Source organism: Ignatzschineria sp. PL_is040 (assembly GCF_055813795.1).
In genome coordinates this window covers 44,152-56,577 of sequence record NZ_JBVPGU010000006.1, presented here as the reverse complement: position 1 = coordinate 56,577, position 12,426 = coordinate 44,152, and the positions used below count along the sequence as shown (strand labels likewise).

At 42.4% G+C, this 12,426-nt stretch carries 9 protein-coding genes; 6 read left to right on the top strand and 3 right to left on the bottom strand.

The window, feature by feature from the left end; genetic code table 11:
- Positions 1-124: 124 nt before the first annotated feature.
- The 3 genes from ubiA to AC0SAP_RS07900 all read left to right on the top strand — a co-directional run bounded on the left by ubiA (position 125) and on the right by AC0SAP_RS07900 (position 2,542).
- Positions 125-997, top strand: a complete 873-nt coding sequence (gene ubiA, locus AC0SAP_RS07910) for a 4-hydroxybenzoate octaprenyltransferase (RefSeq protein ID WP_473383792.1) — start codon at positions 125-127, stop codon at positions 995-997.
- A 98-nt stretch (positions 998-1,095) separates the two neighbouring features.
- Positions 1,096-1,680, top strand: a complete 585-nt coding sequence (locus tag AC0SAP_RS07905) for a cob(I)yrinic acid a,c-diamide adenosyltransferase (RefSeq protein ID WP_473383791.1) — start codon at positions 1,096-1,098, stop codon at positions 1,678-1,680.
- A 4-nt stretch (positions 1,681-1,684) separates the two neighbouring features.
- The gene (locus AC0SAP_RS07900) at positions 1,685-2,542 is read left to right on the top strand and encodes a 4'-phosphopantetheinyl transferase family protein (RefSeq protein WP_473383790.1); all 858 of its coding nucleotides are present in this window, start codon (positions 1,685-1,687) and stop codon (positions 2,540-2,542) included.
- Between the two features lie 115 nt (positions 2,543-2,657).
- Here the strand turns inward: AC0SAP_RS07900 and AC0SAP_RS07895 are convergent, their stop codons facing one another.
- Together AC0SAP_RS07895 and rlmKL are read right to left on the bottom strand one after the other, a co-directional pair.
- Positions 2,658-2,993, bottom strand: coding sequence for an H-NS histone family protein (locus AC0SAP_RS07895; RefSeq protein WP_094568326.1), 336 nt, complete (start codon positions 2,991-2,993; stop codon positions 2,658-2,660).
- A 138-nt stretch (positions 2,994-3,131) separates the two neighbouring features.
- Entirely contained in the window at positions 3,132-5,321 is a 2,190-nt protein-coding gene (rlmKL, locus tag AC0SAP_RS07890) for a bifunctional 23S rRNA (guanine(2069)-N(7))-methyltransferase RlmK/23S rRNA (guanine(2445)-N(2))-methyltransferase RlmL (protein ID WP_473383789.1), read from the bottom strand.
- 1,233 nt (positions 5,322-6,554) lie between these two features.
- On the opposite strand from rlmKL, the gene AC0SAP_RS07885 reads away from it, so the two are divergent.
- From AC0SAP_RS07885 to AC0SAP_RS07875, 3 genes are all read left to right on the top strand, one after another.
- Positions 6,555-8,075: a succinate CoA transferase gene (locus AC0SAP_RS07885; protein ID WP_094568328.1), complete on the top strand. Its 1,521-nt coding sequence runs from the start codon at positions 6,555-6,557 to the stop codon at positions 8,073-8,075.
- 282 nt (positions 8,076-8,357) lie between these two features.
- The gene (locus AC0SAP_RS07880; RefSeq protein ID WP_286483123.1) at positions 8,358-9,716 is read left to right on the top strand and encodes a sodium-dependent transporter; all 1,359 of its coding nucleotides are present in this window, start codon (positions 8,358-8,360) and stop codon (positions 9,714-9,716) included.
- Positions 9,717-9,884: 168 nt separating this feature from the next.
- Positions 9,885-10,028 carry a hypothetical protein gene (locus AC0SAP_RS07875; protein ID WP_473383788.1) on the top strand — a complete coding sequence of 48 codons (144 nt, stop codon included), beginning with the start codon at positions 9,885-9,887 and terminating at the stop codon, positions 10,026-10,028.
- 36 nt (positions 10,029-10,064) lie between these two features.
- Here AC0SAP_RS07875 and AC0SAP_RS07870 read toward each other — a convergent pair whose 3' ends face one another.
- The gene (locus AC0SAP_RS07870; protein WP_473383823.1) at positions 10,065-12,341 is read right to left on the bottom strand and encodes a heavy metal translocating P-type ATPase; all 2,277 of its coding nucleotides are present in this window, start codon (positions 12,339-12,341) and stop codon (positions 10,065-10,067) included.
- Positions 12,342-12,426 lie beyond the last annotated feature (85 nt).

The window sequence follows — 12,426 nt, the reverse complement described above, 5'->3', positions numbered from 1 at the left end:
TTAAAACTACGATCAAGCCGATTGATCCGCGTGATAAGTAAGGCTGAAAATCACCGCTGAAAGCACTATACTAAGGAGATTCATCAATATCACCCATATGAACCCAATAAGAGAGAGTTTCCCTATGTTAAAGATCCAAAACATTCCCTACTATCTTCAGTTAATGCGGGTAGAAAAGCCGATCGGTAGCTACCTATTGATGTGGCCCACCTTATGGGGGATTTGGATTGCCAGTGAAGGGTTACCCTCTGCAAAAGTGCTTATTATCTTTATGTTAGGAGTCTTTATCATGCGCTCTGCCGGTTGTGTTATCAATGATATTGCCGATCGTGATATTGATAAATTTGTCGAACGCACGAAGGATCGCCCACTCACTTCCGGTAAAGTCACCACCAAAGAGGCGGTATCTCTCCTTCTTCTCCTTATTGTGATCGCGGCAATATTGGCGCTTTTCCTCTCCTTTAAGACCATTTTATTATCGGTTCCAGCACTGCTGATTGCGCTCTCTTACCCCTTTATGAAGCGCTTTCACTCTCTGCCGCAAGCGCACCTTGGTGTCGCCTTTGCATTTGGTATTCCGATGGCATTTATGGAGATTCAAGGATCACTTCCCCTGACGGCCTATCTTCTCTTCTTCACCAATATCCTCTGGACCTTAATCTACGATACAGAGTATGCAATGAGCGACCGGGAAGATGATAAGTCGATCAATATTAAATCCTCTGCTCTTCTCTTTGAATCTTGGCTCGGGAAGAAAGATTACTACATCATTATTGCGCTACAAACAGCTATGACACTTCTACTCTTTACCATCAGCGCAATCGAGAATCTAACGCCCTATTTTCTCCTATCGATTATCATTGTCATCGGCCTGTTCTATTATCAGATTAAACTGATTAAAGATCATGATCGTCTTCTCTGCTTTAAAGCTTTTATTCATAATAACTGGGTCGGCTTAACACTCTTTATCGGGATTTTCCTCAACTATCTGCCTTAGTAACGATTAATATCGATGGGGATATCAGTAGAGTTTAAGATGAAAAAAGGATTAAACTATCATCATGAACGATGAACAAATCAATAGGAGAATTAATTATGGGTAATCGCTTATCGAAAATTGTCACCAAAACAGGCGATAGTGGAACAACAGGTATTGCCGGCAATATCCGCCTTGAAAAGTATCATCCTCGCATTGAAACCATTGGTTTAATCGATGAACTCAACTCACTCATCGGCATTGGTATCGCTGATCTCAATGAGGTCATTAAAGAGGATGATACCCCTCTTTTAAGACAGATCATCAAAGAGTGGTCAACCGTGCAACATCAGCTCTTTAATCTCGGCGGTGAACTCTCGATGCCGGGAACAGAGTTGATTAGAGAAAAAGCGGTCACACAATTGGAAGAGTGGCTGACCGATTACAATGAGCAGTTGCCCCCTCTTAAGGAGTTTATCCTTCCAGGCGGGACCCCAACCGTTGCAAAAACACACTATATTCGTGCCATCAGTCGTAAAGTTGAACGTGCTTTATGGGAGCTCAATAGTCACGATCCTCTTAACCCTCACTCCTTAAAATATCTCAATCGCCTCTCCGACTACTTCTTTGTCACCGCAAGAATGATCGCTAAAGAGGAGAGGAGTGCAGAGATTTTTTGGCAGAAAACACTTGTGGAAGATTAATACCTTGCTAATCAATCACAAAGAAAGTGGCGCGATCATTGCCCTAATGGCGATCAACACTGTCACGATAACATGGGCTAAGCAGCAATATCCGCAGTTTCTCCTGCCACATTTAGGGGAGAAACGGCGCTACACCCATCTAATGAGTCGGGCGCTACTGCTTTCAGTGCTGCAACAATACTACGATCCCGGGATCACCGCTCTTCCCGAATTGAGTTACAATCAGCACCAAAAACCGAGCTTTATCTCAGCGCCTTACCTCTTTAATCTTACACATACAGAAGATGCGGTTGCCGTTATTATTTTTCCCCTATCAGCAACAACATCATCGAGCTCGGTAGCGCCAATGATCTCTATCGGTATCGATCTAGAGAGAATTCAACCACGAAGAAGCTTCTCCGGCTTACTTGAGAGAACCTTTACCCCGCTTGAAAGGGCATGGATTTTAGAGGATAGAGAGCAATCGCTCAAATCATCAACGGGTAATCCTGCCCCACTTTCTCTCTCACTCAATAGTGAAGCGCAGAGACGATTCTTTCTCCTCTGGTCCACAAAAGAAGCTTATCTCAAAGCAGATGGTCGCGGCTTACAGGGGTTAAAATCCTTAGAGATCAACCCCCTACAGCAGGCGCTCTACGGTGATCTTAGAGGAGGAAAGCTCTATGCCGGCACAACCTCCTTTAATCAACAAGCCCACTCTATCGCCCTCTATCTTCCGGAAAATAGCGCAGATCATCTTAAAATTACTGCATTGCAAGTTACATCGAATGGGGCAACTTTTTCTTCTGCGCAAATAAAATGGGATCTAACATTGTCAGATATGCCCAAACAACATATCAACAATCATGAGATCCCATTTTGAATATTTTTTCTAAACCGCTATAAAACTATAAGACTATATAGACCATAATACTCAGTCTGCGCTTTAAACTGATCCATTAAACTGATCCATTAAACGCATCCATTAATCATAATGATTAACGAAACTCTGGTAATAAAAAGTCTTCTTTTTTCGCGCCCGCTTCAACTTTCTCTTTCATCCAGAGAGGCATTTTACCGCGACCACTCCAGAGCTGTTCTGGATTATCTGGATTACCATATTTCATCGGAACTTTACGACCTTTACGGCCTACTTTATCTTTGAATACATCATGAAAAGAGAGGCCTGAATGATCGAGTAATTTCTCAATCTCTTTACGAACTTGCTCAGCTTCTGCTGCGCGACGGGTCTCAATCTCTTGACTTAACTCAGTAATAAGGTGCTCCATTTTATCAATTGTTAATCCATTTAAATTTAAATCTATATCTTTCATCACTTTTTCTCCATTCAATAATAATGACTATTTAAGTTATGCTTTCAATTTTTAACATATAAAAAATAGCCACCTGATTAAGATTATATACTACATTTATATGCCGCTTTATTTATATTATTAAATAATCACTAAACTCTATTTATGTTTAATTATAAAACATTGTCGTATCTTTGGCCTTTTCTTAAAATCTAAAGGCAATGTTGCTCTTGAGATATCAACGATTTCAAACAATTCATTAAGTTGAGGATCTAGACGGAACCCTCGCAAGTTTGTTGAAAACAGCAACTCACCATCGCTTACTAATAGCCTCATCGCATCAGTAATCAATTGCGTATGATCTCGTTGAATATCTAATACCCCCTCCATTCTCTTCGAATTAGAGAATGTCGGCGGGTCCATAAAGATAAGATCAAACTTATCCTTATTTCGTGCCATTAATGGTTTTTTTCGCAAGGTCTCCACTTCCGATCTCAACCATTCAAGCACATCCGCTTGCACCAATTCATGTCCGGCAAAATGTCCATTTAATGCGAGATTTTTATCTGCCCAACTTAGATAGGTTCGAGAGAGATCCACAGAGAGTGTCTCCGAAGCTCCCCCATTTGCCGCATGAACCGTTGCACTTCCGGTATAGCAGAAGAGATTTAAGAAACGTTTCCGCTTCGCCTCTCTTCCAATCTTAAATCGCACCTCTCGGTGATCTAAGAATAATCCTGTATCTAAATAGTCAGTCAAATTGACTAGAAGTCGCGCTTCCTTCTCTCTAACCTCAAAAAGATGCCCCTCTTCCCCGTAACGCTCATACTGCTGTCGCCCTTTCTGAACTTGACGACGCTTAATATGGATCTTATCCACGGCAATATGATCAAGAACTAAAGGCGTAATTTGAACCACCTTCATAAATCGTGATTCAGCAATCTCTCTCTTAATCGTAGGTGGTGCTTCATATTCATAGATAACAACCTGATCTTTATAGAGATCGACCGCAACATTAAATTCTGGAATATCGGCATCATAGAGTCGATAAGCTTCTATCCCCTCTCGCTCTGCCCAGCGAGAGAGATGTCGATAATTCTTCATCAGGCGATTAAAGAAGGATTCTCCCCCCTCTTCAAAGAGTGCTTCCCGTTCAAGGCGCTGCTCATTATGATCTGCTTTCTCTCGATTAACAAAGTAGCGCTCATCAATCTGAAATTGGAGATAGACACAGTTAAGTGGACCATTCCAAAATTTATTGATTCGCTCCGCTTTAATGCCCATCACTCGTCCAAGCTCAGGGTCAGATGTGATAACTCCAGCACTGAATCCTGAATATTGTCGGAGAAAATCACCTAAATCACGGTAAGTCTCCATCAAGAGACTCTTCTCTCCAAGACGCTCGCCATAGGGCGGATTGGTGACAATTAAACCCGTTTTCAGATCTGCATCACGTTGATACTCCTGAAAGCTCATCTGTTTAAATGTCATATTAGGCAATACGCCTGCACGATCTGCATTAGCTTTAGTAATACCGATCATCATAGAGCTCCGCTCAATACCGATCAGTCGCCCTTGATAACGCGCCTTACCCGCCACGGCTCTCGCTTTTGCGTTTTGTAATACCGCTTCCCACTCCGCCGGTTTAAAAAGGCGCCAGCCCATAAATCCAAAGTGAGTGCGATAGAGCCCTGGTGCAATATCTCTCGCCATCAAGGCCGCTTCAATCAAAATTGTTCCGGCACCACAAAGCGGATCGATAAAATCTTGATCCTCTGCTGCTTTTTCTGGCCATTTAGAACGATAGAGAAGCGCGGCTGCTAAATTCTCTTTAATAGGGGCCGCGCCCTGTTCACTTCTAAAGCCACGCTTATGAAGCGGTTCACCACTAAAGTCAAGATAGAGCGTATAACGATTTTCAAAAATATGGAGATAGAAACGGAGATCGGGATTATCAAGGTCAACATTCGGACGACACCCCATCAGATCATTAAAATAATCGACAATAGCATCTTTAACACGAAGTGCCGCAAAATGGGTATGAATATTGCCGGCTCGACGTGCAGTCACTTTGGTTGCAAAAGTATCAGTCTCACGCATATGGGTTGACCAAGGAAAGAGTGTCAGCTCTTTATGAAGCTGGTCGAGCGATTCAAATCGCCCCGATTTTAACTCTAGAAGAAGACGTGATCCACAGCGTGTCCATAAGCATGCATTATATGCATCTTTTATCTCACCCTGAAACTCAACACCGGTTCCCGCTTCAACTGCATCGATCCCCAATGCGACTAACTCCTCCTTCACATAGGGGGCTAACCCTTGAGCACAGGTTACATAAAATTTGGCCATACTTTGTCTACTTTCTCTCTCTTCGCTATTTTAAATATTGCTATCTAAATCACTCTACTAATGGAGCGCTTATTCAACTACGCTAACTACCGCTATTTACTACTATTTACTGCTGAGATCTCTATCACAGATCTCTAATTTTCTCTTATTGATTCTCTTACTACGATCCTGCTCTATCTCTTCTTCTAATATCTATTATCTTACTTTTCGCGATCTAGCGATCTATATAAACCCATTCATATAAACCTATTGATTGAATCGATCAGAGAGTGAGTTAAGAACAGATCAATAGGTCGATCTTCTTTACCAACCTGCTTTTCCGATCTGATCCATTTTTCTGATCCATTTTTCTGATCTATTGCGCTAATATCTGATACGCTAATATCTGACATAGATGCTGAGTAATTCCGGCTGAAAATATTGAAAAATATTAAAATAGCAACGTTTCATAACTCAGTATTGGATACTGATAACCGCTATTTACTATCAATTAGAGGGGACTTATCAATAATGCGTTCATAGATTTTAATCGACAATAGAAAAACTTGTCTATTTAATAGTGCATTGTCGACAGCATTTTTAATAAAAGCTCCCAAAAATAGACCATAACTCAATATGTTAATCGCTCAATAACAGCGCCCTATAATTTAATATAACGCCCAAAATATTCAATAAGCATTCCATAAATACTCAATATATACTCAATAAATGATGCTGTTTTATCACCCTCTATTGATATTCTTCAATATTCGATATTTACTCAATATCCTATATATGTCGACATTTTATTGTCATATATATGCTTAAATATATGCGCTTATTTCGACCGATTTATCTATAGATATCTTATAAAACAGAAGAGTATACTATAAACCTAAATAGAAATGATACATATTAACAAAAGAGAGCGGAATTATAGGTATATAATTAACTAAATCAATCTGATATAAAAACAAAAATCACGCCTTTATAACCTCTTTTTATCGATATAAAGAACGATCAAATCTCAATGAATCAGCAACGATAGAGCCTAATATTTGATAACCATTCCTTTGACACACGGCAACTTTATCACTTGAACTATTGGCGGTTATCTGTCTATATTAGTGGGAACAAAAATAACGTTACCAAGAGGATAAATACCCTTCAACATAGAGGGATCTTCTAGTAATGACAAGCACTTTAAGAAAAAAGATAAATATAGATAAATATAATTCAAAGAGGATCACAACTATGAGTACAGATTTAAGCAAAAAAATTCGCCATGAGGCGTTTCTCGACAAGATCGTCTCAGCAGAAGAAGCCGCATCTTGGATCGAAGATGGTATGACCATCGGGATGAGTGGCTTTACCCTATTTGGTGAACCCAAAGTCTTCCCTAAAGCGCTCTCAGAGAGAGGCAAAAATGAGAAGTTTAAAGTCAATATTTTCACTGGTGCATCATTAGGTCCAGATGCTGACCAAGCGATGGCTGAAGCAGATATCATCAATCTTCGCCTTCCTTATCAAGCGAACCCTGTTATGCGCAAAAAGATCAACAGTGGTGAGATGAAATATATTGACCAACATCTCTCCCACACAGCAGAGACACTTCGCCAAGGCAATCTTGGAAAAGTTGATTATGCCGTAATTGAAGCAGCGGCCATTACAGAAGATGGCCTTATTATTCCAACAGGATCAGTGGGTAACTCTCCAATCTTTGTAGAGAAAGCAGATCATGTCATTATCGAACTCAATACCAGTACCCCAGATAGTTATGAAGGGATTCATGATATCTATGTTCCTAAAGATCAAGGTGACAATCGTGAAGCGATTCCTGTCTATGATGATCTTAGTAAGCGTATCGGCACTATCGGTATTAAAGTTGATCCAGCAAAAGTTCGTGGTGTGATCCTCTCAGATCGTCCTGATATCCCATCACCCCTCTTTGAACCTAATGAAGAGACACAAGCGATTGCAGATAACTTATTAGACTTCTTAGCCAAAGAGGTTGAAGAGGGTCGTTTAGGTCCTAACTTAGCACCCCTTCAATCAGGTGTTGGCTCCGTTGCCAATGCGGTTTTAAGTGGTATGGCCAAATCAGATCGCTTCAAAAACTTAGTTGTTGCATCTGAAGTATTACAAGATGGAATCTTCGATCTTATCGATGCCGGCGTTGTTGATTTTGCAATTGCAACCGCATTCTCACTCTCGAAGAAACGTGTGGATAACTTAGCATCTGATCTTGAGAAATATAAAGATAAGATCCTCTTCCGTCCGCAAGAGATCACAAACCATCCTGAAGTGATTCGTCGTCTTGGTGTTATTGCCTTTAATACAGCATTAGAGGTTGATATCTACGGTAACGTTAACTCTACCCATGTCAGCGGTACTCATGTGATGAATGGTATCGGCGGTTCGGCAGACTTTGCACGTAATGCGCGCATCACGATCTTCGTTACACAATCGACAGCAAAAGATGGCAATATCTCAACAATCGTTCCATTTGTCACACACGTTGACCATACAAACCATGAAGTAGATGTGATTGTAACAGAGCAAGGATATGCAGATATTCGTGGTCTTTGCCCAACCGATGCAGCAGAAAAAATTATCGAAAACTGTATGCATCCTAAATATAAAGCACAAGCTCGTAAATACTTTGAAGATGCAAAAGCAAAACGTGGGGGCAACACACCACACCTTCTCGATGAGGCTTTCTCATGGCATATCAACCTTGCTGAAAAAGGGACAATGTTGCTTGATGAGAAATAATCTCTTCTCAAGGGATACTCAACATCATCTATCAATAGAGATCTCTTATAACTATTTATAGAGATCTCAGTTACACAATAGAGCAGATCAATAGCACAAATCATTGATCTGCTCTTTTTTATTGCCGATATTCAATATCGTGCCGGCAATCCGTCAACCAATTATCCCCAAATGTATCATCTATAAAACAACTGGTTATTAATCAATCTCACATCAAGATAGAATCTATGTTAATAATAATGCCTGTTACATAAAAACTAATAAATCTTTTGAGGAGGAGTTATGGCTCGCGAAAATTGGAGCAATAAACTAATCTATATCTCTACCGTCGCAGGTGCGACGATCGGCTTTGGTGCCACATGGCGCTTCCCTTATCTTGTTGGTGAAAATGGGGGAGGTGCTTATCTCTTTGTCTTCTTTATTGCAATGTTAATCCTAGGTGTTCCGATGCTAGTTGCAGAACATCTTATTGGTCGTAGACTCCATACCAACGTCGTCGACTCCTTTAGTGGTAAAGGATTAGATCGCCCGATCTCAAAATGGTGGAAAGCCGTAGGGATTATTGCGATTTTAGGCGCATTTGGGATCTTAGCCTACTACATGGTCCTCGGTGGTTGGGTGATGAGCTATATCGGCGGTATTTCGCTCGGAGAGATCGATCTCTCAACACCATTAAGTGCAGAAGAGGCAAAAAATTTCTTTGAAACATCCACCAATAGTCCTTGGAAGATGACGCTCTACACCTTTATCTTTGTAGCAGTCAACTACTATATCTTAGTAAAAGGGGTAATCGATGGTATTGAGCGCGTAATCCGTTGGGTAATGCCGATCTTCTTGATCTTAGTATTAGCACTGATGGTTCGCGCCCTCTTTCTTCCTGGTGCATTAGAAGGGGTTAAATTCTATATCATTCCCGACTTTAGCAAGATCAACTCCCAAGTGATTCTGCTGGCATTAGGTCAGGTCTTCTTTGCGTTAAGTATCGGCTTTGGCGTGATGGTCACGCTCTCCTCCTACCTCAACAAGAAAGAGGACCTTGTCGGGATTAGTATCAGTGCCGGCATTATCAATACGCTGATCCCTCTTGCGATCGGTTTTATTATCTTCCCAGCGCTCTTTTCAGCAGGTATTGAGCCTACTTCCGGCCCTTCACTAGTCTTTCAAGCGTTACCGGCAGTCTTCTCAACAATTCCTTTTGGTGCCTTCTTTGCAACTCTCTTCTTCCTACTTCTTCTCCTTGCAGCATTGACCACCTCATTGACCATCTATGAAGTGACCATTACAACCCTGATCGAGAAATTTAAGATGAAGCGTGCAATGGCGACCTTTATTACACTTGCGGTGATCTTTATCTTTGGAAATATTCCGAGTATCTTAGCCGAGAGTAGCTGGAGTAATGTTCGCATCTTCGGTATGAATATCTTTGATGCCTTTGACTATATTAGTGCCAATATTCTCTTTATCACCACCAGCCTTCTCTCTGCGCTCTTTATCGGCTTTGTCTTAAAGCGTGAAGTTGCACTCAAAGAGCTGACCAATGAAGGAACGATTAATCAGAAAATTGCGCCGATTCTCTTCTATCACATCAAATTTGTAATCCCGGCATTGATTCTCTTAATCTTCGCCTTCTCATTTGCATAGATAGCGCGGCATTAAAGCACCACAAATTTCCCGCAACATAGCAGCCTCCCTATCCATTGAACTAAATGGGAGGAGTTGTTAAGTTGCGGGATTTTATTTTGATACATGCTAGCAAGTATCCAAGTATCGTTACCTTAACGATGAGTCATTCTAAAACAAAAAAGGCTGTTGAGTTGCCGGACCTCACTACCACATACTTCCAAAAATGACGTGCCGGCAATAGGCATTGACAATACCGATCTGCGGGCATGCAGTAATGAAAAGAATGAAATCTTCGGCTCCCGCAGTCCCACTAACCCTCTTATTGCTTAACTTCTTCAACAATAACAACTGATAAATTGCAGGATTTTACTTTTTATCTGCCCCCAGACGATCTAAGTTCAGACGATTGAGGCTGAGTGAATTTAATAAAACACTCACAGAACTAAATGCCATCGCGCCTCCCGCTAAAATAGGGCTTAAAAAACCCAGAGCGGCAAAAGGAATTCCGATCACATTGTAGATAAAGGCCCAGAAGAGATTTTGCCGAATCTTACGCATCGTCATCTCCGAAAGCTTAATCACCTTTGGTAAAGAGGCAAGATCGCCATTCATAATGGTGACATCGCTCGACTCCATCGCAATATCCGTTCCGGTTCCCATCGCAATTCCGGTATCAGCAAGCGCAAGGGCCGGCGCATCATTCATGCCATCACCCACCATAGCCACAGACTCTCCTGCCGTCTGAAGATCTGCCACAATCTTCGCCTTATCCTCCGGCTTGAGCTCCGCTCTGATCTCATCAGGGCAAAGTCCTACCTCTTCGCCAATCTTCTCTGCTGTACGTTGATTGTCGCCCGTTAACATCAAGACTTTGATGCCCCTTGCCTTTAAGGCCGCAATAGCACCCGCCGAGCTCTCTTTCACGGGATCAGCAATAGCAACAAGTGCAATAAGATCCTGCTCCCGGCTCATTAAAACAACAGTCTCTCCCCGCGATTCATGCCGGTCAATCAGTGAGGCAAAGGGCGTTAAATCGATATGACGTTCTACCATTAAACGGGGAGAACCGACAAAATAGCGCTCTTCTGCAATAATCCCCATTAACCCCGCTCCGACTAAAGCTTGAAAATCCTCAACCTGAAAGGGGGCGCTCTTCGAGCTGCTTGATAGTGATAACTCCTGCTCTTGTCCTGCCCCATAAGCAACAATCGCCTTTGCTAAAGGATGCTCGGAATGGGACTCTAACGCCACTAAATAACGAAGGATCTCACTCCTTTGCACTTCTGACACAATCAATTGAGAATTGACTGCAAAATGTTTTACCTCTGGTGCGCCCGCTGTAATCGTTCCAGTCTTATCAAGCACAATCGTACTACTTTTAGCAACTCTTTCGAGCGCTTCCCCATTTTTAATTAAAATCCCTTGCCGCGCACCCACACCGGTTCCTACCATAATCGCTGTCGGCGTCGCTAATCCTAAAGCACAAGGGCAAGCGATTACTAAAACCGCAACACTATGCATAATAGCATCACTCCATTCGCCTAAAACCAGACGAGTGACTAAAAGCGTTGTAAAGGCGATAAGAATCACTGCCGGCACAAAGATCGCTGAAACACGATCCGCTAGTTGCTGAATCGGCGCTTTACTTCCCTGAGCCTCATTCACAAGCGTAATAATCTTAGAGAGTGTACTCTCCTCTGCTCGCTTTAAAGCTCTCATCACTAAGGCGCCACTCTGATTGAGCGTACCGCTATAGAGCAGATCATTCTCCCCTTTATCCACAGGAAGACTCTCCCCCGTTAACATGCTCTCATCCACTGTCGAGTAGCCGGATAAAACAACGCCATCAACAGGAATACTCTTCCCGGGATGAACGAGTAGATCATCCCCTTCAACAACAGCATCGATCGGCACCTCGATATAGTGCTGTCCCATTTGTCCCATTTGTCCAATTTGCCCCGACTCTCCCGTTTGCGACCGTTCAATCCGCAATGCTGTCTCTGCTTGTAAAGACATCAAGGAGCGAATCGCAGCGCCCGTCCTATTTTTAGCACGCTCCTCAAAATATTTCCCCAGGAGAATGAGTGTGATAATGACGGCGCTACTTTCAAAGTAGAGATGTGTCGGATCACCGCCTAAAAAACCATTATAGAGACTATAGAGATAGGCAGCGGTTGTTCCCATTGCCACAAGTAGATCCATACTCGGCGCTTTTGCTCGTAGAGAAGCCCATGCTGCCCGATAAAACCTTGCACCAATCCCGAATTGAATCGGCGTCGTTAAAAGGAGCTGTACCCAAGGCAGATGAACAAAGTGGACCCAACTCGCCTCACTCCCTAACATCATCGCCATCATGCCTAACAACATCGGCGCACTGAAGAGGGCACTGATCACCAGCTCCCAACGCATGCGATTAGCCGCCTTTGCTTCTGCTACCTGCAACTCTGCCTGATGCGCCTTATCATCGAGCATTGCACCAAACCCTGTCTTCTCGATCTGTGCAATAATCGCCTCAGAGGTAATTTGAGCAGGATTATATTCAAAAAGCCCACGTTTACTCGCCAGATTAACATTTGCTCGATAGATCCCCTGCTTACGTCCTAAGACACGCTCGATACGTCCTGAACAATTAGCACAGGTCATTCCCGTAATCACAAGATGCAGAAAAGCACGCTTAGAACCCTCTGTTATCGCCTCTTTTGCGGCCTCTTTTGTGACCATTTTGTTC

Bases quoted from the DNA above. Each gene is read 5' to 3' on its own strand.
- ubiA (WP_473383792.1), top strand. From the start codon at position 125: ATGTTAAAGATCCAAAACATTCCCTACTATCTTCAGTTAATGCGGGTA.
- AC0SAP_RS07905 (WP_473383791.1), top strand. From the start codon at position 1,096: ATGGGTAATCGCTTATCGAAAATTGTCACCAAAACAGGCGATAGTGGA.
- AC0SAP_RS07895 (WP_094568326.1), bottom strand. From the start codon at position 2,993: ATGAAAGATATAGATTTAAATTTAAATGGATTAACAATTGATAAAATG.
- rlmKL (WP_473383789.1), bottom strand. From the start codon at position 5,321: ATGGCCAAATTTTATGTAACCTGTGCTCAAGGGTTAGCCCCCTATGTG.
- AC0SAP_RS07885 (WP_094568328.1), top strand. From the start codon at position 6,555: ATGAGTACAGATTTAAGCAAAAAAATTCGCCATGAGGCGTTTCTCGAC.
- AC0SAP_RS07880 (WP_286483123.1), top strand. From the start codon at position 8,358: ATGGCTCGCGAAAATTGGAGCAATAAACTAATCTATATCTCTACCGTC.
- AC0SAP_RS07870 (WP_473383823.1), bottom strand. From the start codon at position 12,341: ATGACCTGTGCTAATTGTTCAGGACGTATCGAGCGTGTCTTAGGACGT.